At 70.8% G+C, this 24,367-nt stretch carries 17 protein-coding genes and 1 pseudogene; 13 read left to right on the top strand and 5 right to left on the bottom strand.

Going from position 1 to position 24,367, the window contains the following annotated elements:
• Nucleotides 1–14: 14 nt before the first annotated feature.
• Both ACH4YP_RS43190 and ACH4YP_RS43195 read right to left on the bottom strand, forming a co-directional pair.
• Nucleotides 15–815, bottom strand: coding sequence for an anti-sigma factor domain-containing protein (locus ACH4YP_RS43190; protein ID WP_398496717.1), 801 nt, complete (start codon nt 813–815; stop codon nt 15–17).
• Nucleotides 812–1,354 carry a sigma-70 family RNA polymerase sigma factor gene (locus ACH4YP_RS43195; RefSeq protein WP_055616860.1) on the bottom strand — a complete coding sequence of 181 codons (543 nt, stop codon included), beginning with the start codon at nt 1,352–1,354 and terminating at the stop codon, nt 812–814. Before ACH4YP_RS43195 ends, ACH4YP_RS43190 begins: the two co-directional genes overlap by 4 nt.
• Before the next feature lie 259 nt (nt 1,355–1,613).
• Between ACH4YP_RS43195 and ACH4YP_RS43200 the strand changes: the two genes are divergently transcribed.
• The 4 genes from ACH4YP_RS43200 to ACH4YP_RS43215 all read left to right on the top strand — a co-directional run bounded on the left by ACH4YP_RS43200 (nt 1,614) and on the right by ACH4YP_RS43215 (nt 8,227).
• Nucleotides 1,614–3,155, top strand: coding sequence for a DUF4331 domain-containing protein (locus ACH4YP_RS43200; RefSeq protein WP_361053557.1), 1,542 nt, complete (start codon nt 1,614–1,616; stop codon nt 3,153–3,155).
• A 106-nt stretch (nt 3,156–3,261) separates the two neighbouring features.
• Nucleotides 3,262–4,728, top strand: a complete 1,467-nt coding sequence (locus tag ACH4YP_RS43205) for a tetratricopeptide repeat protein (protein WP_398496720.1) — start codon at nt 3,262–3,264, stop codon at nt 4,726–4,728.
• 44 nt (nt 4,729–4,772) lie between these two features.
• On the top strand, nt 4,773–6,521 hold the full coding sequence (locus ACH4YP_RS43210; protein WP_398496740.1) for a sulfite exporter TauE/SafE family protein: 1,749 nt from the start codon (nt 4,773–4,775) through the stop codon (nt 6,519–6,521).
• 44 nt (nt 6,522–6,565) lie between these two features.
• Complete coding sequence (locus tag ACH4YP_RS43215) at nt 6,566–8,227, top strand: serine/threonine-protein kinase (protein ID WP_398496722.1); 1,662 nt, start codon at nt 6,566–6,568, stop codon at nt 8,225–8,227.
• A gap of 39 nt (nt 8,228–8,266) precedes the next feature.
• Here the strand turns inward: ACH4YP_RS43215 and ACH4YP_RS43220 are convergent, their stop codons facing one another.
• Nucleotides 8,267–9,076, bottom strand: a complete 810-nt coding sequence (locus ACH4YP_RS43220; protein WP_398496724.1) for an SGNH/GDSL hydrolase family protein — start codon at nt 9,074–9,076, stop codon at nt 8,267–8,269.
• A gap of 315 nt (nt 9,077–9,391) precedes the next feature.
• Between ACH4YP_RS43220 and ACH4YP_RS43225 the strand changes: the two genes are divergently transcribed.
• From ACH4YP_RS43225 to ACH4YP_RS43255, 7 genes are all read left to right on the top strand, one after another.
• Nucleotides 9,392–10,600, top strand: coding sequence for a S8 family peptidase (locus tag ACH4YP_RS43225; protein ID WP_398496726.1), 1,209 nt, complete (start codon nt 9,392–9,394; stop codon nt 10,598–10,600).
• 301 nt (nt 10,601–10,901) lie between these two features.
• The gene (locus ACH4YP_RS43230) at nt 10,902–11,279 is read left to right on the top strand and encodes a hypothetical protein (protein ID WP_361068831.1); all 378 of its coding nucleotides are present in this window, start codon (nt 10,902–10,904) and stop codon (nt 11,277–11,279) included.
• 1 nt (nt 11,280) lies between these two features.
• Nucleotides 11,281–12,375, top strand: coding sequence for a GNAT family N-acetyltransferase (locus tag ACH4YP_RS43235; RefSeq protein ID WP_361068828.1), 1,095 nt, complete (start codon nt 11,281–11,283; stop codon nt 12,373–12,375).
• 365 nt (nt 12,376–12,740) lie between these two features.
• Nucleotides 12,741–13,559, top strand: coding sequence for a glycosyltransferase family 2 protein (locus ACH4YP_RS43240; RefSeq protein WP_361068825.1), 819 nt, complete (start codon nt 12,741–12,743; stop codon nt 13,557–13,559).
• Nucleotides 13,556–14,542: a glycosyltransferase family 2 protein gene (locus ACH4YP_RS43245; RefSeq protein WP_398496728.1), complete on the top strand. Its 987-nt coding sequence runs from the start codon at nt 13,556–13,558 to the stop codon at nt 14,540–14,542. Before ACH4YP_RS43240 ends, ACH4YP_RS43245 begins: the two co-directional genes overlap by 4 nt.
• Nucleotides 14,539–15,366 carry a polysaccharide deacetylase family protein gene (locus tag ACH4YP_RS43250; protein ID WP_398496730.1) on the top strand — a complete coding sequence of 276 codons (828 nt, stop codon included), beginning with the start codon at nt 14,539–14,541 and terminating at the stop codon, nt 15,364–15,366. Before ACH4YP_RS43245 ends, ACH4YP_RS43250 begins: the two co-directional genes overlap by 4 nt.
• Entirely contained in the window at nt 15,359–19,309 is a 3,951-nt protein-coding gene (locus ACH4YP_RS43255; RefSeq protein WP_398496731.1) for a polysaccharide biosynthesis C-terminal domain-containing protein, read from the top strand. Before ACH4YP_RS43250 ends, ACH4YP_RS43255 begins: the two co-directional genes overlap by 8 nt.
• Nucleotides 19,310–19,403: 94 nt before the next feature.
• On the opposite strand, the gene ACH4YP_RS43260 is transcribed toward ACH4YP_RS43255, so the two are convergent.
• Both ACH4YP_RS43260 and ACH4YP_RS43265 read right to left on the bottom strand, forming a co-directional pair.
• On the bottom strand, nt 19,404–21,407 hold the full coding sequence (locus tag ACH4YP_RS43260; protein WP_398496732.1) for an FtsX-like permease family protein: 2,004 nt from the start codon (nt 21,405–21,407) through the stop codon (nt 19,404–19,406).
• Nucleotides 21,404–22,177: an ABC transporter ATP-binding protein gene (locus ACH4YP_RS43265; protein WP_398496734.1), complete on the bottom strand. Its 774-nt coding sequence runs from the start codon at nt 22,175–22,177 to the stop codon at nt 21,404–21,406. Before ACH4YP_RS43265 ends, ACH4YP_RS43260 begins: the two co-directional genes overlap by 4 nt.
• Before the next feature lie 119 nt (nt 22,178–22,296).
• Between ACH4YP_RS43265 and ACH4YP_RS43270 the strand changes: the two genes are divergently transcribed.
• A complete protein-coding gene (locus ACH4YP_RS43270) occupies nt 22,297–23,523 on the top strand; it encodes a sensor histidine kinase (RefSeq protein ID WP_398496736.1) in 1,227 nt (408 codons plus the stop codon).
• 8 nt (nt 23,524–23,531) lie between these two features.
• Nucleotides 23,532–24,215: pseudogene (locus ACH4YP_RS43275) on the top strand (response regulator); the annotation flags it as partial.
• Nucleotides 24,216–24,367: the final 152 nt, after the last annotated feature.

Genomic DNA, 24,367 nt, shown 5'->3' on the forward strand with positions numbered 1-24,367 from the left:
AAGGGTGTTGACGGTTACTCTCCGAATCCAACTGATTCCAGGGCGAGTTGGACAACCGGTGCGGTTGTTGGCTGCACTGAACCTCCCGACGGCTCGACGGTGACAGCGAGTGATGTCGCGTTCGTGTTCAGCCCGGTGGCAATCAAGGGCGTGTCGCCGTCGAGCAGTCCCAGGGAACGCGGTTTCTCCTCCGGTCGCATGAGCCACAGCTGGTGAACCCTTCCGTTCGAAGGTGTACCCAGTCCTGCCGCGGTCACCACCGCGGTGCGCTGCGAGGCGGACGCGACGACGCTCATGCCCTGTCCGTTCGCGTCGCGTCCGGTGCTCGCGCGGGCGTCCGGCGCGGCGAGGACGTGTGCTATCTCACGTGACTGGGCCCGCTCCTGGGCCAGCTGGTCCTGGGTGCGGGCCGCCTGCATGCCGAACAGCGCGGCGACGACAAGGGCGGCCGCGGCCGTGGTGGACGCGAGCGGGATGAGGAACGGCGAGAAGGACGAGCGACGGGCCCGCGACGGCGCCCGCTCCTCGTACCGGTCCGTGATCGACCGAGCCGGTGGCTGGGCGAAGGCCGCCGGTTCCTGAGGGGTCGTCCGTACGGCCATGAGGACCCGGTCGCGCATCGCGGCCGGTGCCGGGGCGGCCGTGGACCAGGCGAGGCGGACCGCGTCCTCGCGCAGCGCGCGCACCTCGGCGGCGCAGCTGTCGCAGCGCCTCAGGTGTTTCTCGAAACGCTTGTGCTCATGACGTTCCAGAGCGTCCAGGGCGTAGGGGGCGGCCAGGGAGTGCAGATCACTCCGCCGGAAGAGGCTGGTCATGCGACACCTCCCAGGCAGTCGCGCAACCGCGTGAGTCCGTCGCGCATGCGCGTCTTGACCGTGCCGAGCGGCAGGGAGAGCCGTTCGGCCACTTCACGGTACGTGTAGCCGTCGTAGTAGGCGAGGGTGACGGACTGTCGTTGCAGTGCGGTGAGCCGGTCCAGGCAGCGGCGCACCCATTCTCGTTCGAGGCCTGCCTCGACCTCCTCGGCGACCTGGTCGAAGGCGGGACCGTTCGAACGCCGGGCCATGCGCAGTTCGCGTTCCCCGGCGGCGCGGGCACTGCGGACCCGGTCCACCGCCCGGCGGTGCGCAAGGGTGAGGACCCAGGACAACGCGCTGCCGCGGCCGGGGTCGTAGCGTCCGGCGGACCGCCAGAGTTCGAGGAGCACCTCCTGGGCCACCTCCTCCGACTGGGCCGGATCCCGCACCACGCGGCGTACCAGCCCGAACACCGGCCCGGACACCAACCCGTACAAATCCTCGAAGGCCTTCTGGTCTCCTCCGGCCACGAGCACCAGAAGTTCGTCCGCCTCCACTTGTTTCCCCCTCTCCGGCCATTGAACGGCCCGTCTCATCCTCACGTATTCGGCGCCGGAACGCCTTCGGATGGGGTTACGGATCAACTGCTCGAAAACGCGGGTGAATCCCGAACCAATCCTTCCGACCGACCGCTCCGAATGGCGTGCATCAGGCAACACCAACCGACGCGGAACGAGAGCGGGAGAGACCAGTCGACGGGTCACTCCTCGCGGACATCACCGCCGGGACACAGCTTTGGGACAGAGGACGGACGGCATGACACCTTTCACCAGCGGGTTCGTGGGACGCAGGAGCCTCGCGACCCTTGTCTGCGGTGCGCTGGCCACCGGCGGGCTCGCGGCCGTCGGCGTGACCGCGCTCGGACCGGGGACGGCGAGCGCGTCCAGCCACCGGGAGGCTCCGCTCATCTCGGGGCAGCCGCAGTTCGACAACACGGACGTGTACGCGTTCGTCAGTCCGGACCATCCGGACACCACGACGCTCGTGGCCAACTGGATCCCGTTCGAGGAACCGGCGGGCGGGCCGAACTTCTTCACGTTCGCCGAGGACGCCCAGTACGACCTGAACATCGACAACGACGGTGACGCGAAGGAAGACCTGGTCTTCCGCTACACGTTCAAGACGCACGTCAAGAACGACAAGACCTTCCTGTACAACACGGGTCCGGTCGAGAGCCTCGACGACCCGGACCTCAACATCACGCAGACCTACGACATCGACCTGCTGCAGCGCAAGGGCGGGCATCTGGTCAAGAAGTCGACGTACGCGGACGACGTGCCGGTCGCCCCGTCCAACGTCGGCCAGGCGTCCATGCCGGACTACGCCAAGCTCCGCGAGCAGGCCGTGCACGAACTCCCGGGCGGGGCGAAGACGTTCGCCGGTCAGGCGGACGACCCGTTCTTCCTGGACCTGCGCGTCTTCGACCTGCTGTACGGCGGCAACCTGTCCGAGGTCGGCAACGACACGCTGAAGGAGTACAACGTCAACTCCGTTGCCCTCCAGCTGCCGAGCGACATGATCCAGGAGTCGGCCGAGCAGCCGATCGTGGGCATCTGGTCGACGACCCAGCGCAGGAGCGCGAGCGGTGAGTACCGGCAGGTCTCGCGCCTCGGTATGCCGCTGGTGAACGAGGTCGTCAACCCGATCAAGGACAAGGACAAGTTCAACGCGTCCGAGCCCGAGTACGACGCCGACTTCCTGGAGAACGTCACCAACCCCGAGCTGCCGAAGCTCATCGAGGCGATCTACAAGATCCCGGCCCCGAAGGAGCCCAGGAACGACCTGGTCGACGTGTTCCTGAAGGGTGTGCCGGAGCTCAACCAGCCGCCTCACGTGACTCCTTCGGAGATGCTGCGTCTGAACACCTCGATCAAGCCGGCGGCCAAGGAGAAGCGGCTCGGCGTGCTGGACGGTGACAACGCGGGCTTCCCGAACGGACGCCGGCTCGGCGACGACGTGCTGGACATCGCGCTGCAGGTCGTCGAGGGCGAACTCGTGGGCGCCAAGAACGACTTGGGCGACGCGGTCGACAAGAACGACCAGAAGTTCGAGAAGGCGTTCCCGTACGTCGCACTGCCGACCTCCGGTTCGCGCGGTCCGCTCGCCAAGGGCACGACGGGCACGAACGACGTCCGCAACCAGCTCGGTGACGCACTGCAGCCCGCGGGCACCACGGGTGGCGTGGCCGGCATGAACGACACCACCCTGATCGCCGTCTCGGCGGCGTCGGGCGCGGCCGGGTTCCTGCTCATCGGCACGGGTCTCCTGTGGTGGCGCAGCCGCCGCCGGGCCTACTGACCCGCACTCCGACTGGCGTGGCCCGCGCGTATCCGTCCCCCACGGCGCGCGGGCCGCGCCGCTCCCCCCGAACCACCGCTTCCATCAAGGAGATTGAGGAGAGGGCATGGCCCCGGGTACGAACGAGGACGCGCCGGAGAACGATCGCGCGGACGTGACCCCGCCGCCCGAGGGCGAGGACAGCCACGAACAGCCCGACCGGTCCGAGAGGCCCGACCGGCCGAAGCGGAGTCCGGAGTCCCCGCGGGCGCGGATGCTGCGGCTCGGCGCGTGCGCTGCCGCCATCGCCGTCGCGATGACCGCCGGGGCCGTGGTGCTGGGCAACAAGGACGACGACGGCGTGCGTACGGTGGCGTCCGCGCCCGGTCTCGCTCCTGAACTGCTGGCCACCGGAAGCCTTGCCTCCAGCATCTCCGCACTGCAGACCCACCTCAAGGCACAGCCCAAGGACTACGGCGGCTGGTCCACACTCGGTGCCGCCTACATCGAGCAGGCGCGCACGAACGGCGACCCGTCCCGCTATCCGCAGGCGGAACGCGCGCTGGACCGGTCACTGAAGCTGATGCCGGACAACGACCCGGCGCTCGCGGGCCGTTCGGCGCTGGCCGCGGCCCGGCACGACTTCCCCGACGCGCTGCGGTACGCGGACAAGGCGCTGTACGAGAACCCGTACAACGAGCGGGCGTTGTCGACACGGATCGACGCCCTGGTCGAACTCGGCCGCTACAAGGAGGCGTCCAAGGCCGCCGACCAGGCCGACGCCCGCCGCCCCGGCATCCCGGTCTTCACCCGCTACGCCTACGTACGTGAGCTGCGCGGCGACGTCACGGCCACGCGGCGTGTGCTGAAGCAGGCGCTCGCCAGCGCCTCGACCCCCGGCGACATCGCGTACGTGGCGACGGCGCTCGGACAGCTCTCCTGGCGCGAGGGCGAGTACAAGACCTCGCTGACGTACTACGAACAGGCCCTGCGGGCCGACAAGGTGTACCTCCCGGCGATGGAGGGCCGTGCCAGGGCGCAGGCCTCGAACGGCGACCGCAAGGCCGCGATCACCGGCATGGAGGACGTCGTGGCCCGCTTCCCGCTCCCCGGCCCGCTGGTCGTCCTCGGCGAGCTGTACGAGGCCCGCGGGGACGAGGGAGACAAGGCGAAGGCCCGCGCCCAGTACGCCCTGGTCAACGCCTGGACCGCGCTGGCCCGGGCGAACGGCGTCAACGCCGACCTCGACACGGCCCTCGCGGCGGCGGACCACGGCGACCGCAAGGCCGCCCTGCGCGCCGCCCAAGCCGAGTGGGAGCGCCGGGAGACCGTCCACACCGCGGACGCGCTCGCCTGGGCCCTGCACGTCAACGGCCGCGACGACGAGGCCCTTCCCTACACGCGACGCGCCACGGCCACCGGCTACCGCGACGCGACGTTCCTCTACCACCGCGGCATGATCGAACAGGCCACGGGCCACAAGAAGGAGGCCCGCGGCAGTCTGTCGGCCGCGCTCAAGCTCAACCGGGGCTTCTCGCCGGTGGGCGCGAAGCTGGCCGAGAAGACCCTGACGGCGCTGGGCGGTGCCAAGTGAGCACCGTCCCCGCGCGTGGCCTCCGCGTCCGGCCGGCCCGGCAAGTGGCCCTGCGCCGCCGCGTGTTCGCGTCCGGTGCGGCGGTCCTGGTGGCGGCCTGCGCGCTCGTCCTGGTCCCCGCCGGTTCCGCGTCGGCGCATCCGCTCGGGAACTTCACCGTCAACCGGTACGACGGACTCGTCATCGGTCCCGAAAAGGTGCGGGTCGACCATGTGGAGGACCTCGCGGAGATCCCGGCGACCCAGGCCAAGCCCGCCATCGACGAGGCGGGCATGGAGAGTTGGGCCCGGGAGCGGTGCGCGACGGCGGCCGACAAGAGCCGGGTGACCGTCGATGGGGAGGCCGTCGCGCTGACCGTCGGCAAGAGCGTCGCCCACGTGCGGCCCGGTCAGGCCGGGCTCAACACCCTCCGGGTGGAGTGCCGTTGGACGGCCCAGCTGCCGGAGAAGACCGAGAAGCACGTGTCCGTGCGCTTCCACGCCTCCGTGGACGACGGCCCCGGCTGGCGCGAGGTCACGGCACGCGGCGACCGGATGACGCTCACCGCCTCGGACGTACCGACGAAGTCCGTCTCGCACGAACTGACCGAGTACCCCAAGGAGTTGCTGTCGTCCCCGGCGGACACGGCGACGGCCTCGCTGCGCGTCCGCCCCGGCGGTCCCGCGCTCGTCGAGGAGAACTCGGAGGCGCCCGGCTCGTCCATCCTGCCGCGCGGCGCCGACCGCTTCACCCGCGCGCTGGACGACCTGGTGTCCCGCCAGGACCTGACCCTCGGCTTCGCCGCGCTCGCCCTGGGCATCGCCGTGCTGCTCGGCGCGATGCACGCACTGGCGCCCGGTCACGGCAAGACGATCATGGCCGCCACGGCCGCCGCCCGCGGCAACGCCACGATGCGCGACGTGATGCCGCTCGCCATGTCCGTGACCGTCACCCACACGCTGGGCGTGGTCGCCCTCGGCATCCTGGTCGCCGCCGGTTCGGCCGCCGCGCCCTCGGTGATCGCCTGGCTGGGCGTGACGAGCGGCGTCATCGTCATGCTGGCAGGCGCGACCCTCGCACGACGGGCCTGGCGGCAGCGCGGACAGGGGCACAGCCACTCCCACGGCGGCCATGGACACAGTCACGGTCACAGCCATGGGCACAGCCACAGCCATGGCCACGTTCACGCCCACAGTCAGGATCGCGCGCTTGTTCTTGCGCATGCGCAGGGGCACGAGGACGGCCACAAGGGCGTCCACACACACAGGGACGACCACGAACACGGTGACAAGCAGACGCACGGCCACGGCCCGTCCCACACCCACGATCACGCGCCGTCCCACGACCACGGCCCGTCCGACACCCACGACCACGACGATTCCCGCGCCCACGACCACGACGCCCCCCACGATCACGGTCACGGCCACCACTCCCATCCCCACCCGCACACCCACTCCCACTCCCCCTCTCTCAAGCTCAAGGACACCCTTCTTCTCGGCTTCGCCGGCGGGCTCGTACCGAGTCCCTCCGCGGTCGTCGTGCTCGTCGGTGCCGCCGCGCTCGGCAAGGCCTGGTTCGGGCTGCTGCTCGTACTCGCCTTCGGGGCGGGGCTCGCGCTCACGCTCACGGCGGCCGGGTTCGCCGTGGTCAAGATCGGCAGCCGGGTCGCGAAGGCCATCGAGAACGGCGCCCGGTGGTCGGGCGGCCGGACCGCGGCCCTGCTCCGGCGGACCGTGCCTATCGGATCCGCGTTCGTCGTGGTGGCCCTTGGGGCTGGATTGGTGTTCAGGGGGGCGGCAACCGTGCTCGGTTGAGCTACTTTTGTTCAGAATCGTGCGGATGCTGATGGGGGGCGCCCGTGTCTGAGGAACCAGCTGGTGAACGAGTGATCGCGGGGCGCTACCGTCTGCTCTCTCCGCTGGGCGAGGGCGGGATGGGGACGGTCTGGCGTGCCCATGACGAGGTGCTGCACCGCGAGGTCGCCGTCAAGGAGGTACGGGCCCCGGGCGGGCTGCCGGGCCCGGACGCCGAGCGGATGTACGCGAGGCTGGAGCGCGAGGCGTGGGCGGCGGCCCGAGTGGCCAACCGCAATGTGGTGACGGTCTACGACGTGGCGACGGAGGACGGGCGCCCGTGGATCGTGATGGAGCTGATCCGCGGGATCGCGCTCTCCGACCTTCTGGACGCCGAGGGCCCGATGTCGCCGCAGCGCGCCGCGCACATCGGCGCCGAGGTGCTCGCCGCGCTGCGGGCCGCGCACGAGGCGGGGGTCCTGCACCGGGACGTAAAGCCCGGCAACGTGCTGCTGTCGAACGACGACCGGGTGGTCCTCACGGACTTCGGGATCGCCACGGTGGAGGGCACTTCGGCGCTCACCATGACCGGTGAGGTCATCGGTTCGCCCGAATTCCTCGCCCCGGAACGGGCGTTGGGGCGTACGCCTGGACCCGAGTCCGACCTGTGGTCGCTCGGTGTGCTCCTCTACGCGGCGGTCGAGGGCAACTCGCCGTTCCGCCAGAACACCCCGCTGAGCACCCTGCGGGCGGTCGTCGAGGACGAGCTGCCGGCGCCGCTGCGCGCGGGGCCGCTGGCTCCGGTGATCGAGGGCCTGCTGCGCAAGGACCCGGCGGACCGGGTGTCGGCGGAGGACGCCGAACGGGATCTCCGGCTCGTCGCGGCGGGCGACACACCCCGTACGGGCGGCGCCGCCTACGCGCCGACGGTCGCGGCGCTGCCGCAGCCCGCCCCGACCCCGCCGACCCCCAGTCCGGCTTATGCACAGCCCGCCTACACACAGCCCTCCTACGGGTCCCGGCAGGCGCCGTCCGCGACGACCACGACCACCGGGCCCGCCCATCCGCGGCGCGCGACGATCGTGGTGATCGCGGGTCTGGCCGCGCTCGCGATCGCGCTCGGGGGACTGACGTACGCCCTGGTCAACCGGGACGACGGAGGCGGCGGGGACGACACCACCAACAGCGGGTCGAGCACCGGCGGCTCGACGGGCGGCGGTGACGACGGCGGGAGCAACGGGAGCAGTGGGGGCGGCACGGACGGCGGCACGGCCACCGAGAGCTCGGGCTCGAACGGGAGCGACGGCGGTTCGACCACCGGCGGCGGCCAGACCACCAAGCCGCCCGCCCAGTCCGTGAAGGTCACGGTCTCGGGCTCGCACACCGACTACACCGGCGCCTGCCCGCCGCCCGAAGCCGAGGCGCCGACCTTCACGGCGACGTTCACGGTGGCGGTCGTGCCGGCGGACGTGGAGTACCGCTGGGTGACGGAGAAGGGTGAGGTGTCGGACTCGACCTGGAAGACGCTCTCGTTCCCCGCGAACGGCGGGAACACCAAGCAGAACACGGTCATCGTGACGACGTACGACGCGTCGGGGACCTACGAGAACAAGATCGGTGTCGAGGTCCGGAGCCCCGTGGAGACGAACTCGGACCAGGTGGCCTTCTCGGTGACGTGCGAGACGGAGGTCCCGACGGGCGGGACCTCCTCCCCGGACGCTCAGTAGGCGCTCGCGCCGAACGGAGCGGTCAGGCCTCGGCGGTGATCAGTCCGAGGCGTTGAGGACGGGCAGATAGCCACCCGACTGGCCCGAGGCCGTCGGGTGGTACGACTCGCCGATGTTCAGCCAGTTGACGCTGTGCAGCCAGGCGCTGCCGGAGCAGATCTCGTGACCGGTGAACGTGGGGCGTACGTCGCCGAAGGTGAAGCCGTGGTCGGCCGCGCGCTTGGCGATGGCGCTGTCCAGGTAGTCGGCGGCGTTGTTGATGGCGGTCCGTTCGGTCTCGGAGAGGCCGGCCAGACAGCTGCCGCCCAGCTTGTAGAACCGGGGGTAGCCCAGGACGACCACATGGGCGGCCGGGGCCTTCGCGCTGATCGCCGAGTAGACCGAGTCGAGCTTGCCGGGGAGCGTCGAGTCGACGTACGCCTTCGCCGTGTTGATGCGGGCGACGCAGGCGCTCTCGGACTGCAGGACACAGGTCGTCATGACGTCGGAGAAGCCCGCGTCGTTGCCGCCGACGCTGATGGAGACGAGGCCGGTGCCGGAGCCGAGCGGGCCCAGCTGGTTCGCCAGAACATCACCCGTACGAGCGCCGGAGCAGGCCGTGAAGCTGAACGACGAGGGTGAATTGGCGGCCGCCCAGAGGTAGGGGTAGGCCTTCGTGCTGCGCTTGCAGTCGCCGCTGGAGCCGATGTAGCTGCCGGCGCCGACACCGGACGAATAGGAGTCGCCGAGGGCCACATAGCCCGTGGCGGCGGCTTGCCGGGACGCCTGGGCCGTCGTCGCGCCGGTGAGGGCGAAGGCGGTGGCGAGGAGGAGCGAGGTCACGTATGCCGTAAGTCGGGAACGTCTCATGGAACCTCCCTTTAGCAGGATCTCTGCCGTAACTTTCGTAGCAGCTACGCGTGTTGACAGGAAGTGTCCATGCCAAGACTTTTCAGGACCTACCGGAACCCCCGCTGTGTGTTCACTGTGAGTTCGATTGCGTGTTCATGACAGACGCGTGACAAAGCGTCAACTCCCTTGAGCTGCACCCGTGGATCGATCACGCTGATGTCTCAACCGGTAGCGGAACGCGACGCTCCTGGTTGTGCGTGCGGTCACGCGCGCATCCCCCACAGACGTGCGCCCCACCCAGGCGCACGCCGCCTATGAGGAGGACTCCCTCGCATGGCACAGCTGCGTAGCAAGAAGATCCGGATCGCCGCGATAACCTCCGTGGCGACCGCCGCTCTGCTCGGCGCCGTCACCGCGCTTCCCGCCCAGGCCGCACCGGCCGAGGGCCGGGTCCTCGCGGCGGACTCCCCCACCGCCGTCAAGGACAGCTACATCGTCACGCTCAAGAAGGGCGTGGACTTCAAGGCCTCGTCGGCCGAGGGCAAGGGCCTGATCAAGGAGTACGGCGGCACGGTCAAGAAGACCTTCGGCGCCGCGCTGAACGGCTACACGGCGACTCTGTCCGCGACCGAGGCCAAGAGACTGGCAGCCGACCCGTCGGTGGCCGTGGTCGAGCAGAACCAGACGGTGCACGTCACCGACACCACCCAGTCCAACGCCCCCTGGGGCCTGGACCGCTCCGACCAGGCGGCACTCCCGCTCTCCGGCACGTACACCTACCCGGACACGGCGGGCAGCGGGGTGACGGCGTACGTCATCGACACCGGCGTGCGCATCACGCACTCGCAGATCAGCGGCCGGGCCAGCTACGGCTACGACGCCGTGGACGGCGACACCACCGCCTCGGACGGCAACGGTCACGGCACGCACGTCGCCACGACCATCGCCGGCTCGACCTACGGCATCGCCAAGAAGGCGAACATCGTGGCGGTCCGCGTGCTCGACAACTCGGGCTCCGGCACCACCGCGGGTGTCGTGGCGGGCATCGACTGGGTGACCGACAACCACAGTGGCCCCTCGGTCGCCAACATGTCGCTCGGCGGCGGCGCCTCCACCACGCTGGACAACGCGGTGGCCGGCTCCATCGCGAGCGGCGTGACCTACGCGGTCGCGGCGGGCAACAGCAGCGCCAACGCCTCCTCGTACTCCCCGGCCCGCGTCGCCACGGCGATCACGGTCGGCGCCACCACCAGCACGGACGCCAAGGCCAGCTACTCCAACTACGGCTCGATCCTCGACATCTTCGCCCCCGGTTCGTCGATCACGGCGGGCTGGAACACCAGCGACACCGCCACGAGCACCATCTCCGGTACGTCCATGGCCACCCCGCACGTCGCGGGCGCGGCCGCCGTCTACCTGGCCGGCCACACCTCGGCCACCCCGGCCCAGGTGGCCACGGCCCTCGTGAACGGCGCCACCACCGGCGTGGTGACCAGCCCCGGCACGGGTTCCCCGAACCGCCTCCTGAAGATCGTCCCGTAACACGCAAGCCGCCGTTCCCCGCGCCCCTCTTGAGGGGCGCGGGGAACGGCGCAGTCTTTTGGTTTTTAGGGGCGCGAGGAACTGCGCAATCTTTTAGCTTTTAGGGGCGCGAGGAACTGCGCGACCAGCCACAACGACGCCGCGGCCAAACATCAACGGCGCCCTCGTCTTGACGCCCCGGGCCGCGCTGGGCCACATTGAAGCCCGGCATCCGGCGCGTCGGGGGGCAAAGTCGCCAATGCAGACCTTACGTATCAAGCCATCTTCATCGGACCCATCTCCACCGGGTGGTGACGAGCGGTTGGACCAGGATCCGGGGAGGGACCTGCTCCCCCTGCTCGCGGGCGCCGCCGTGGCCATCGCCGGCGTCGGAGCCGTGCTGGCCCTCACCGACGTGGACTCGCCACTGCGCGCCCCGTTCGCGCTCTTCTTCCTGCTGGCCGCTCCGGGAACCGCGGTCGGAATCGCACTGCGCGGCATGGAACCGTTCGGCCGTACCGTGGCGTCCCTGTCAGCAGCAGTAGCTCTCAACCTCCTGGTCGCCCAAGGCATGCTCGCGGTGCACCGGTGGTCGGTCCGTGGCGGAATCGCGGCCGTGGCCGCGCTCAGCTCCCTCATTCTCCTGCTGGTCCTGGTACGGCGGTTCCGTGGCCGTACGGTGAGAAGACGGGCATCCTGACGTGAACATCAGCGTGTACCGCCCAGGCGAACTGACCGCCGCCGACCGGGCGGCGTGGTCGGCCCTCCAGTCGAAGGCGCATCTGCACGGCTCGCCGGAACTCGCCAACCCGTTCCTGTCACCGGAGTTCACGCTCGCCGTAGGACGCTGCCGGCGCGGCGTACGGATCGCCGTGGTCAGAGAGCGCGGCGAACCGGTGGCCTTCTTCCCGTTCCAGAGAACCACCGCCGGCGTCGGCCGGGCCGTCGGCCTGGGTGTCTCCGACTGTCAGGGCCTCGTCCACGGGCCCGGCTTCACCTGGGACGCACGGGAGCTGCTGCGGGCCTGCGGGCTCGCGGTGTGGGAGTTCGACCATCTGGTGGAGGGCCAGGAGCCGTTCGAGGCCGAGGCCTCCGGCACCTTCCCCTCCCCGGTCATGGACGTCGACCGGGGTTACGAGACGTATCTCGCCGAACTGCGGGCCCGGTCACCGAAGTTCACCCGGACCACGCTCGCCAAGGACCGCAGGCTCGGCCGCGATCACGGCGAGGTGCGCTATGTGCACGACGAGCGTGATCCCGAGGCGCTGCTCACGCTGATGGGGTGGAAGTCGGCGCAGTACCGCAGGACGGGACGCAGCGACCGCTTCGCGCAGCCGTGGATCACCCGGCTGACGCACCAGCTCTTCCACACCCGTTCCGAGCCGTTCGCCGGAATCCTGTCGGTGCTCTACGCGGGCGGCAAGCCGATCGCCGCGCACTTCGGGCTGCGCTCCGGGCGCGTCCTGGCGTGCTGGTTCCCCGCGTACGACCCGGCGTTCTCCAAGTACTCCCCCGGCCTTGTCCTGCATTTGCGCATGGCCGAGGCGGCTGCCGCCGACGGCATCGCCTATCTGGATCTCGGCCGGGGGCAGAAGGAATACAAGGACTCCCTGAAGACACGCGAACTCGCCGTGTCCGAGGGGTTGGTCACGCGCCGCCATCCCGTGGCGCTCGGGCACAGGGCGCGTCGCGCCCCGGTCCGGGCACTGCGGAACGTGGTGCTGTCGCGGCCGGAGTTGTTCGAGCCGGCCGACAAAGCGCTCAAGCGGATGGGGAAGATCCGCTCGGGCCGTTAGGTAACGTCCAAACCAACAAAAACGTGAGGCCACGTTCCAGGTCTTGCCATATCGTCTCAATCATCAATACCGTCGTACATCCACCCGCATCGGACCATCACGCACATGCGATTCAGGGGAGGGCTCAGGATCGCGAAGAGGGCCCGGCGCGGGGCGCGGTAGGGGGGTGCCGTGCTCGGTAACCGCTTTTGTGCCGAGTGCCGCCGCGCGACCGACCCAGTCAGTCGGCCAGCTTTGCCAGCTCACCCGGCTTGCACGGAGATCGATTTCGGCATGCCGTAAGTGACAAAACCCCCCTTTCGAACCGGACAAAATGCCGGACCGCCCAGGGGCGGGCGGTCCACCGGACGAGAGGGACCAGACTCATGAGTTCTGTTGTGCGCCCGGCGGTTTCGGGCCAGGATCCGCTCACAGCCAGTAAGTACCGGCCCATATCGACTCACCTGGCCATAGCGCCTCCGGTGAGCGTCGTGATTCCCGCCATGAACGAGGCGGAGAATCTCCCGTACGTCTTCAAGACACTGCCGGGATGGATCCACGAAGTGGTTCTCGTCGACGGCAATTCCACCGACAACACCGTCGAGGTCGCCCGCGAACTGTGGCCCGACGTCAAGGTCGTCAAGCAGGTCGGCAAGGGCAAGGGAGACGCCCTGATCACCGGGTTCGAGGCGTCCACCGGCGACATCATCGTCATGGTCGACGCGGACGGCTCGGCCGACGGCCACGAGATCGTCAGCTATGTCTCCGCGCTGGTCTCCGGGGCTGACTTCGCGAAGGGGTCGCGGTTCGCCAACGGCGGCGGCACCTCCGACATGACGCCGATCCGCAAGCTCGGCAACCATGTGCTGTGCGCGGCCGTCAACGCCAAGTTCGGCGCCCGCTACACCGACCTCTGCTACGGCTACAACGCCTTCTGGCGGCACTGCCTGGACAAGATCGACCTCGACTGCACCGGTTTCGAGGTGGAGACCCTGATGAACATCCGGGTGGTCAAGGCGGGGCTCAAGGTCCAGGAGATACCGAGCCACGAGTACCTCCGGATCCACGGCTCCAGCAATCTGCGGGCCGTGCGGGACGGGCTGCGGGTGCTCAAGGTGATCCTCAAGGAGCGCTCCAACCGGCGCTCGCTGCGCCGTCGTCCGCACGCCGTGGCACTCAACTCCGGTCCGGGAGAGGTGTCTTGAGAACTCCGGACATCTCCGTGGTGGTCTGCGTCTACACCGAGGACCGCTGGGAGGACATCCTCGCGGCGGTCACCTCGGTGCGGGCGCAGTCCAGGCCGGCCCTGGAGACGCTCCTGGTGGTGGACCACAACCAGGCGCTCCTGGACCGGCTGTCGAAGGAGTACAAGGAGACCGAAGGGGTTCGGGTGCTCGCCAACGCGGGCCCCCGGGGCCTCTCCGCGGGCCGCAACACCGGCATCGCCGCCTCGTACGGCGACGTGATCGCCTTCCTCGACGACGACGCGGTGGCCGAGCGCGACTGGCTGCTCCACTTCGCCGAGGGGTACGAGGATCCGCTGGTCATGGCCGTCGGCGGCCGTACGGTGCCGATCTGGGCGTCGGGCCGCCGGCCGGCCTGGTTCCCCGAGGAGTTCGACTGGGTCGTGGGCTGCACGTACAAGGGCCTGCCGCCCGGCCGGGTCCAGGTGCGCAACGTGCTCGGCGGCAACGCCTCGTTCCGGCGCAGCGCCTTCGACGCGGCGGGCGGCTTCGCGACCGGCATCGGCCGCGACGGCGACAAACGTCCGCTGGGCTGCGAGGAGACGGAGCTGTGCATCCGCCTCACGCACGCCCGGCCGGAGGCGATCCTGCTGATCGACGACCGTGCGGTGATCCACCACCGGGTGCCCGAGGCGCGCGAGCACTTCGCGTACTTCCGTACGCGTACGTACGCCGAGGGCCTGTCGAAGGCCCTGGTCGCGCGGAGTGTGGGCGCCGGCAAGGGCCTTGAGTCCGAGCGCCGGTACACCACGCGCGTGCTGCCCGCCGGGGTCGCGCGCGGGCTGCGCGACGCGCTGCTCGCCCGCCCCGGCGGCGCGGGCCGGGCGGCGGCCATCGTGACCGGAGTGGTGACGGCGGCGGGCGGGTACGTACTCGGCAGCGTCCGGGCACGCAGGGGTGGGGCCACGTTCTCGGTCGTGCAGATCGAGGGGGCCGAACGATGAGTGACTCACATGATCCGCGTGACCCGCGTGACGCGCGCGTGCCGATTCTCATGTACCACTCCGTCGCCACCGCGCCGAACGACGCGACCCGGGAGCTGTCCGTGGCGCCCGAGGCGTTCACCGAACAGATGGCGCTCCTCGGCGACCTGGGGTTCACGCCGGTCGACACCGCCGCTCTGGCGGAGTGCTGGCGTGCGTCGAAGCCGCTGCCGAGCCGGCCGGTGCTGATCACGTTCGACGACGGCTACGAGGGCGTGCACCGGCACGCGCTGCCCGTGCTCGCCGAGCACGGCTTCGCGTCCACGCTGTTCGTGACGACCGGCTGGCTGCGCGGGGCGTACGACAGCGGGGGCGCCCTCGACGAGATGCTCGACTGGGACCAGGTGCGCGCACTCGCGGGCGCGGACGTCGAGATCGGCGGCCACAGCCACACGCATCCGCAGCTGGACCAACTGACCGACGAGGCGCTCCGGTTCGAGCTGCTGCGCTGCCGGGAGATCGTCGCCGGCGAACTGGGCGCGCGTCCGGCGTCGTTCGCGTACCCGTACGGCTACTCCAGCGGCCGGGTGCGCCGGATCGTGCGCGAGGCCGGGTTCGCCCAGGCGCTCGCCGTCGGCAACGGCCTCGCGCGGCGCCGCCAGGGGCCGTACGCGCTGCGGCGGGTCACCGTGCGCCGCAGCACCGGTATCGAGGAGTTCGAGCGGCTCGTGGAGGGCCGCGCGATCGCCCGTACCTTCGCCAGGGACCGGGCCCTCACCAAGGGGTACGCCATGGTCCGCAGAGCACGACAGGTTCGCCGGAAGGCCATCCGTTCCCGTGTCTGACACGACCACGGCCCAGGCCGACACTCCCACGCCCGAGGCACCCGAGCGGTCCGGGCGCCGCCTTCGCCTGCCCGGCCTCGGCCGGTCGTCCGGAGGCAGCCCGCTGTTCCGGAACGCCTACGCCCTGATGCTGAACACCGGGATCTCCGCCGTACTGGGGCTGGGCTTCTGGCTGGCCGCCGCCCGGTACTACTCCGAGTCCGCGGTCGGCCAGGGCTCCGCCGCGATCGCCGCGATGAAGCTCCTCGCGGGGCTCACCGCGGTGACGCTGACGGGCGCTCTCGCCCGCTTCATCCCGGTCGCGGGGCGGGGCACCGGACGGCTGATCTTCCGTACGTACGCGGGCAGTTCGGTGGTCGTGGCGCTGGCCGCGGGCGTCTTCCTGCTCACGCTGAGCCTCTGGGGTTCCTCGTACCGCTTCCTGCACAGCCCGCCGATCGCCGTCGGTTTCGTGCTGGCCGTCGTCGCCTGGTCGGTGCTGACGCTCCAGGACGGGGTGCTGACCGGGCTGCGCAGCGCGCTGTGGGTGCCGGTCGGCAACACCGTGTTCTCGGCGGTGAAGCTGGTGCTGCTGGTGGCGTTCGCCGCGGCGGTCCCGACCATGGGCGTCTTCGTGTCGTGGGTCGCGGCCATCGCGGTGTCCGTGCTGCCGCTGGGCTGGCTGGTGTTCCGCCGCCTGGTGCCGCGGCATGTGAAGGCGACCGCGGAGCACACCGAGGCGCCCACCACGAGGGAGATCGGGCGGTTCCTCGCGGGCGACTACACCGGCTCGCTGTTCTCGCTCGCCGTGGTGTACCTCGTCCCGGTGATCGTCGCCGCGCAGGTCAGTTCCACCGACAACGCGTACTTCTACATCACCACGACCATCGGCGGCACGGTCAACCTGCTCGCCATCAACATGGGCGCCTCGCTGACCGTCGAGGGCTCGCACGATCCGGCGCGGCTCGCCGCCAACACCCGGGCCGCGCTGCGCCGGATGGCACGGATCATGCTGCCGGTGGCCTGCGTCCTGTTCTTCGGGGCGCCGTGGATACTCGGCGTGTTCGGCCAGGGGTACGCGGACGCGGCGACGCCGTTGCTGCGCTGGTTCGCGGTCGGCGCGGTGCTGCGGGTCGTCATGGAGACGTACTTCGCGGTGCTGCGCGCCCAGAGCCGCACCTCCGGACTCGCCTGGCTGCAGGGCCTGTTGTGCCTGCTGGTACTCGGCCTCACGGTGATCCTGCTGCCCCGGATGGGCCTGGTCGGCGCGGGCGTGGCGGAGATCTCCAGCCTCGCGGTCATCGTGGCGCTCGCCGCGCCGAGGCTGTACCGGATCGTCAGGACCGCGCCGGCCGACGCCGTGCCCGAGGGCGCTGCTCCCGACGGCGACCTGGCGGACCTGGGTGCCCGCGAGGTGCCCGTGTCGCAGCAGAGCACGCCGAAGAAGGGGCGCGGCCCGGCCTGGGCGCAGCGGCTCGACACGGACACGCTGGCGCTCGGTGTGCAGCTGGACTTCGACCACCTGGAGCGGCGCCCGGACGTACGGCCCGGTCCTGGGACCCCGCCCGTCGGGACGCCGAAGGTCGAACGGCCGGAGCACCGGAGCGAGCCGCGTCCTGACCACCGGCCGACCTGGGCGCTCAAGGCGCCCCTCCAACTACCCGCCCCCCGCGTGGAGGTGGGCCTGCCCGTCGAGGAACGGGAACCCGGCTCCGAGACCTCCCTCGGCCCGTCCGAGGTCGAGGTGGACGCTCCCTTCGAGTCGTCGGTGGGCAGCAGGGCCGGCGACGAGTACGAGTCGGAGGGCTCCCGCGAACGGAGCGCGTACGGCGCGTCGGGGGCGGTGCGCGGGAAGGGGTCTTCGCCGCTCGCGCTCGAAGCGGGTGGATCGTCCGGTACGCCCGGTCAGTCCGGTCCGTCCGCGCCGCCGGTGTCCGTGTGGGAGCGGCTGCGGCCGACCCGGCTCGGGGTGGTGCTCGGCGGACTGCTGACGGCCGCGCTGGTCCTGTACTGGGTGCCCGCGGCCGGACTCGGGGAGCGCGATCTCGACCGGATGGGCGGGCTCGGCCTGGTCTCCGTGCTGCCGACGCCGACGCTGGTCGGGGCCGGTCTGCTGGTGACGGTGTTCGCCTCGCTGCTCTGGCTGCGCCACGAGCACCGGGCCCTGCTGCTGGTCACACTGCTGGCCACCGTGGTGTCACTGCACGCCCTGCCCGCGGTCATCGAGACCGAGCCGCGGTTCGCGACGGCCTGGCAGCACCTCGGGTTCATCGACTACATCGACCGGACCGGGTCGGCCGTGCCCGACCTGGACGCGCGCTGGAGCTGGCCCGGCTTCTTCGCGGTGGCCGCGTTCGTCACGAAGGCCTGCGGGGTCAACGACCTCACCGAGGTCATCCGCTGGTGGCCGACGGCCATGCAACTCCTCTATCTGGCACCGCTGTTCCTGCTCGTACGCCATATGCGCGCGAGCTGGCGGGCCAAGTGGACCGGCATCTGGATCTTCGTGCTCAGCGGCTGGGTCGGCCAGGACTACTTCTCGCCGCAGGGCTTCACGTACCTCCTCTATCTCGTCTTCGTGGCGATCCTGCTCGTGTGGTTCCGGGCACCACGGGTGCTGTGGACGAAGGCGCGGCCCGGCGAGCTGGAGGTCGAGCCGACCGACCGGCGCCAACGGGCCGTGCTGCTCATGGTGTTGATCGGGCTGTTCATGGCGACCGTCCCGGCGCACCAGCTCACGCCGTTCGTGATGCTGGGCGTTCTCGCGGTGCTCGTCCTGGTCGGCCGCTCCGAACTGCGGGGCCTGCCCATCCTGTTCGCCGTCGTGGTCTCCGTGTGGATCGGCTTCCTCGCCGAGCCGTACTGGTCGGGGCACTTCGACGAGCTGTTCGGCGGGGTCGGCGGCGTGGGCAGCAATGTGTCCTCGTCGGTCTCCGGCCGTATCGGGGAAGGCAGTTCGACCCACAAGCTCGTCCTGTACGCGCGTGTCGTGCTGGCCGGCGGTGTGATGGCGCTGGCCTGCTGGGGCTGGTGGCGGCGGCGCGACCACAAGTACCGCGAGCGGTCGCTGCTGGTCCTCACCTTCGTCCCGTTCCTGGGCTTCGGCATGCAGTCGTACGGCGGCGAAATGGCGCTGCGCGTCTTCATGTTCGCCCTCCCGGGGGCGGCCCTGCTCGCCGCGCTCGCCCTCTTCCCGCGCACCGGTGTCACCGCGAAGGAACGGGACAAGGACCGGGTGAGCCTCGCCCCGCTCGCCGCCCTGATGGCGGGTCTCGTCCTGATGGGCGGCTTCCTGGTGGCACGCTGGGGCAACGAGCCGTTCGAGCGGATCCGGCCGGGCGAGGTCGCCGGCATGGAGTACGTGTACGCGCACGACAAGCCGACCGTACGGCTGCTGTGGCTCAGCGACGACACGGTGAACAACGTGACGCCCGCGATGCCGTGGGGCGCAAGGGACATGGAGAAGGTGGAGTACCTGCCGACGCTGGCGCCGCCCGATCCGGTCCTGGTGTCGGGCCTGGTCAAGTCCCTCAAGGACGCTGGTCCGAACTCGTTCCTCATGGTCAACCGCAGCCAGGTGACCTATCTCCAACTGGACGTGGGCTACTCCAAGACCTGGGACACCCGGCTCGTCCACAACCTCGACGCCCGGCCGGAGCTGCGCAAGGCGTTCACCAACGGTGACGTGACCATCTACACGCTGCGCAAACAGCCCGCCGGCAAGGTCGCCAAGCCCGACCCCGGCCCGATCGGCCCCCAGGTGACCTGGACACCCTGGTCGGTCGTCGGAGGCCTCGCGGCGATCGCCCTGATCCTCCTGCTGACGACCCGCGAGGTGGTACGGGTGGCCGTACGCCCGAGCGTGCGTCAACTGCAGTGGCTGCAGAGCACTTTCTGGTTCTCACTGCCATTGCTGGCGCTGCTGCTCGCCTCACTGGTGCAGAGGTTCTTGACGATGGCATGAGCCGACGCGCCCCGCGCCCCGAGAGGGGCGCGGGGAAGGGCGCGGTCCCTTGGACTGCCTTGCCCGGTTGCCCGGTCGGCCGAGGAGGCATGCTTCAGTCCGGGCGCGGGCCCGCGTCCTTCACCATCCTGCGCAACAGCGGGCGGCTCGCCGCGCTCGCGCCGGCCAGACCGGTGAAGCCCAGCGCCAGGCAGCCGACGAGGAGCGTGACACCTCGGGCGTCCAGCTGCGGGGTACCTCCGGCGAACGTCAGCGGCGCCGCGCAGAACAGGCCGGTGAGGACCGCGCCGCTCGTGAGTACGACGCCGGGGAGTACCGACTCCGTGCGCCTGGCCGCGTCCAGGACCCGTAGCGGGGTGCCCGCCAGGTGCAGGAGGCCGTAGGCGCGGCGGCGGTCCAGGACGGATGAGGCGGCCGTGATGCCTGTCGAGGCGATGGCGATGGCGAAGCTCGCGCCGAGCACGGCCAGGGTCGAGAGGTGGAAGTCGTCATCGAACTGGCGCGACTGCCAGGCGACGTCCGTGCCGGTGATCGGGTACTGGCCGGGGACGAGGCCGGTGAGTGCGGCGCGGGCCGCGTTCAGTTGATCCGGGTTCGTGATGGTCGCGGTGACCTGGACTGCGCCGTCCTCCCCCGTACCCGTGGCGACCCATTCGGTGTTCGTGCCGGTGGTGGCGTCGATGTGCGCGTGCTTCAGGCGGGCCTCGGCCTGTTGCTGTACTACCGCGACCCGCTCCTTCGATACGGACATCGCGAGTTGGTCCGGGCTGCCCCAGGGAGAGTCGCCGGCGATGCCGAACAGGGCGAAGAAGCCTGCCACGAAGCCCGCCAGCGTCAGGCCCGACACCGCGCGCCACACGGACTTGGGGTCGTCGAGCAGTCGGCGTCCTGCCAGGAGTGTCGTCGGGCGCTTGGCCAGTCCGGTGACGAGACTGCCGAGCGCACCGACCACCCAGGGGCCGATGACGGACATCGCCGCGAAGACCGCGGCGCAGCTGTACACCACCGTGTTGATGCCGATCTGGTTGTTCTTGGTGATCTGCCAGTAGCCGATCAGTACGGCGACGAACAGCAGCGCGCGCACGGCCATGATGCGGGGAGCACGTGAGCGACGTACGACACCGAGCGGGCCCACGACGACCTGACGCAGTCCCGCCAGCGCGCTGACCGTCACCATCAGCACCACGCCGGCGAGTACGGCGAGCAGCACGGGCGTGCCCACCCACAGGTCGGATACGTACCAACTGCCCCCTGCCACAGGAATCTTGGCCGCGAGCGGCAACAGCGCCACGTATCCCAGCACGCCCGCGACCGCTCCGGCCGCGCCCGTCAGCATCGCCTCGGCCGCCGCCATCCCCGCGATCCGCCCCGGCGCCGCGCCCACCAGCCGCAGCTGGGCCAGCCGTGTGTCACGCCGGGAGACGGACAGCCTGGCGGACGAGGCGCCGAGCACCAGCAGCGGCACGATCACCAGGACCGTGGCGAGCTTCGTCAGGTCCTGGTACTGGGTGGCGATGCCGTCCGTCGTGTGCTTCCCGGTGAAGTCCGCGACGGGTGTGGGCGTCACGATGTCCCCCGGGCGGCGTGGGTCGGTGCCGCGCTTCGTCGTCATCGTGAGGTCGCCGGCCCGGTGTCCGACGACTGCCACCTTCTCGCCCGGCCTGGTCAGTGCCGCGCGGCCGAGCGTGCCGGTGGTGGTGGCCTTGCCCGGCAGCTTGCCGAGTGCCGGCGAGGTCCACACCTCACCCGGCTCGGGGAAGCGCGGCATGCCGGGGGGCGCGGGTGCCTCGCCCTGCCTGCCCGGCAGCGCGGCGACGTCGACGACGGTCACCGGCTCCCCGTCGACGAAGGTGGTGCCCACCGCCTGTACGGCCACCGCGTGCGAGCGGTCGGCCTCGGCGGGGGTGCGCCAGTCGGCGTGTGCGGCGCGTTCGCCGAAACCGAGGTTGGCTCCGACACACAGGAACAGCAGCGTGGTGCAGAGCGCCGAGGCCGCCACGGAGAGTCCCACTCCGAGGTTGCCGTGCCTGCCGCCGCCCCGCAGCAGCCGCCAGGTCAGGGTCCAGGTCGTACGGTCCAGGGTCCGTGTCATCCTCATCGCGTGACTCCGATGCCGGCGTCCGCGGAGTCACGCGACGAGGACGAGGAGCTTGTCTCTCGTACGATCCGGCCGTCCCGAACCTGCACCGTGCGGTCGCACCAGCGGGCCACCGACTGGTCGTGGGTGACCACGACCAGGGCGGCGTTCTGCGCCTTGGTGACCTCCACCAGCAGCCGGATCACCTCCTGCCCCGTCGTCTGGTCGAGGGCTCCCGTCGGCTCGTCGGCGAAGACGACCTGTGCGCCCGCGACCAGTGCGCGGGCGAGAGCCACCCGCTGTGCCTGGCCACCGGAGAGTTCACCGGGACGGCTGTCCTCCTTGCCCGTCAGGCCCAGCGGTGCGAACCAGCCGGCCGCACGCTGTTGTGCCTCGCGGCGGGACATCCCGCCGAGCATCAGCGGGAGCGCAACGTTCTCCACCGCCGGAAGTTCGGGCAGCAACTGGCCGAACTGGAAGACGAATCCGAAGCGGGTACGGCGCAACTCGCTGCGGTGCGGCTCGCGCAACTGGTCGATGCGCTCACCGGCCAGCAGTACCTCGCCGCTGTCCGGGCGCTCGATGTTCGCGAGGCAGTGCAGCAGCGTCGACTTGCCCGACCCGGAGGGGCCCATCACGGCCACGGACTCGCCCGCGGCGACAGCTATGTCCACCGCGTCGAGCGCGCGGGTCGACCCGAAGGACTTGGTCAGACCGATGCCGTTCAGCACGGGGCCGTTCGACACGGGGCCGTTCGACATGGGCGGCGGAGCAGGCGTTGTGGGGTTCATGTCCTCCAACCTGTCTTCCGGGCAGGGCCCCTCGCCTCGGCCGACCGGTCGGTTCTGCCCGGCCGCGTCGTCCTTTCGGCCGAGGCCGCGGCGCGGGGGCCGCGCCTACGCTGCCAGTTGTGCGAGACCGAAACGATCAGAATCCCCTTTCCCAGCTGTCCCGCCGTACCGCCCTCACCACGCTGGCCGTGGTCATGGCGCTGCTGTGGGTGTTCGACACGGCCAGCATCCAGGCCACCGCCGGAATCGAAGGGAACGGCGTGTGGTGGAGGGCGGCCCCGGGCCTCGTGGCCGCCTGCGCGCTGCTGCTCCCGCGCCGGCCTCCCGCACTGACCTGGGGTCCGTGTGCCGCGGTGGTCGCCTCCTGGGCGATCACCGCGGCCCTTCTCAGGTCGGTGGCGCCGGAGTACCCCGACTGGGGTCTGCTGGAGACGCTGTGTCTGCTGCTCCTGCTGATACGCACGACGAAGGACATACCGCAGCCCTGGACGGCCGCCGCGCTGGGCACCGCGCTCGGTGTCGCCGTGATCGCGGCACCGATGCGGCTGGACTGGGACGGCAGCGTCGTCTTCTCCTTGCTCCTGACCTTCCCCACGGGCGGCGCCGTCGGCCTCGGCTGCTATCTGCGCAGCCGCGACCATCGCAGAAAGCGGGCCGTCGCCGACATCCGTCAGAGCGAACGCCTCGAACTCGCCCGCGAACTGCACGACTTCGTCGCCCACCACGTCACCGGCATCATCGTCCAGGCCCAGGCCGCCCGTGCGATCCGCGAAAGCGCGCCCGAGCAGGTGGATTCGCTGCTGAGCCACATAGAGCAGGCCGGGTCCGAGACCCTGCAGTCGATGCGCAAGCTGGTCCTGGTGCTGCGTGAGGACGAGGTACGGGCGGTGCGGCCGGGGGACCTCTTCGCCGAACTGGGCGAACTGGTCGCCGCGTTCGCGGAGCGCGATGCCCCCGCCACCCTCCAGGTCGCGGCCGAGGCCCGGCAGACGCGGCCCGACCCCGAGGTGGAGACCTCCGTGCGCAACGTCGTACGCGAGGGGCTGACGAACGTACGCCGTCATGCGCCGGGATCGCCGTCCGTCTCCGTGCGGGTCGGCATGGCGGGCGACGACGGCGACGCGGCCGCACGGCGGCTTCGGGTGGAGGTGCACAATTCGCCGCCGCGGCAGGCGACGCCGAACGCCGAACCGCTCGGTGGGCGTGGCGGGCTCGGCCTCGTCGGGCTGACCGAACGTACCGAGGCCGTCGGCGGCACGCTGCACGCGAGCCGGGCCGAGGACGGCGGTTGGCGGCTGACCGCGGAGTTCCCCCTGCGCGGCGCTGTGACAGGATCCCCCGCATGACCGATCCAATGACCGATGCCGACAGGTCCAGTGGATCCAGCGGATCAGCTAGACGTATCCGGGTCCTGATCGCCGACGACCAGGAAATGGTGCGCACCGGCTTCCGGTTGATTCTCCATACCCAGCCCGACATCGAGGTCGTGGGCGAGGCGGCCGACGGCGCGGAGTGTGTGGAGCTGGCCAGGAAACTGCGCCCCGACGTGTGCCTCGTCGACATCCGGATGCCGAAGCTCGACGGCCTTGAGGTGACCCGACTGCTCGCGGGTCCCAAGGCCGTCGACCCGCTGCGCGTGGTGGTCGTGACCACCTTCGACCAGGACGACTACGTCTACGGGGCGTTGCACGGCGGCGCCTGCGGGTTCCTGCTGAAGGACGCGGGACCCGGGCTGCTGGTGGAGGCCGTACGGGCGGCCTCGCGCGGTGACGCACTGGTCTCGCCCGCCGTGACGGTACGGCTCCTGGAACGGATCGGCGAGCAGCGGCCCACCGTCCGGGCCGAGATGTCGTCAAGCCCGCTGACGGGCCGGGAACTTGATGTGGTCCGGCTGGTCGCCGACGGGCGGACCAACCAGGAGATATGTGCCGAGCTCTTCGTCTCGCTCTCCACGGTCAAGTCCCATATGGCGAGTATCCAGGCCAAGTTGAAGCTGCGGAACCGTGTGGAGATCGCGGCCTGGGCATGGCGGTGGGGGGGGGGGGGGGGGCGCGGGGGGGGGGGGGGGGGCCCCCCCCCCCGGGGGGGGGGGGGGGGGGGGCGCCCCGCCCCCCCCCCCCCCCCCGGGGGGCCCCCCGGGGCCCCCCCCCCCCCCCCCCCCCGGGGGGGGCCCCCGCGCCCCCCCGCCGC

It is taken from the genome of Streptomyces sp. NPDC020747 (assembly GCF_044334695.1).
Taxonomy (GTDB): Bacteria; Actinomycetota; Actinomycetes; order Streptomycetales; family Streptomycetaceae; genus Streptomyces.

Excerpts from the sequence above, each read along its gene's own strand:
- ACH4YP_RS43200 (WP_361053557.1), top strand. The coding sequence starts at position 1,614 with ATGACACCTTTCACCAGCGGGTTCGTGGGACGCAGGAGCCTCGCGACC.
- ACH4YP_RS43220 (WP_398496724.1), bottom strand. The coding sequence starts at position 9,076 with ATGAGACGTTCCCGACTTACGGCATACGTGACCTCGCTCCTCCTCGCC.
- ACH4YP_RS43205 (WP_398496720.1), top strand. The coding sequence starts at position 3,262 with ATGGCCCCGGGTACGAACGAGGACGCGCCGGAGAACGATCGCGCGGAC.
- ACH4YP_RS43260 (WP_398496732.1), bottom strand. The coding sequence starts at position 21,407 with ATGAGGATGACACGGACCCTGGACCGTACGACCTGGACCCTGACCTGG.
- ACH4YP_RS43225 (WP_398496726.1), top strand. The coding sequence starts at position 9,392 with ATGGCACAGCTGCGTAGCAAGAAGATCCGGATCGCCGCGATAACCTCC.
- ACH4YP_RS43240 (WP_361068825.1), top strand. The coding sequence starts at position 12,741 with ATGAGTTCTGTTGTGCGCCCGGCGGTTTCGGGCCAGGATCCGCTCACA.
- ACH4YP_RS43265 (WP_398496734.1), bottom strand. The coding sequence starts at position 22,177 with ATGAACCCCACAACGCCTGCTCCGCCGCCCATGTCGAACGGCCCCGTG.
- ACH4YP_RS43250 (WP_398496730.1), top strand. The coding sequence starts at position 14,539 with ATGAGTGACTCACATGATCCGCGTGACCCGCGTGACGCGCGCGTGCCG.
- ACH4YP_RS43190 (WP_398496717.1), bottom strand. The coding sequence starts at position 815 with ATGACCAGCCTCTTCCGGCGGAGTGATCTGCACTCCCTGGCCGCCCCC.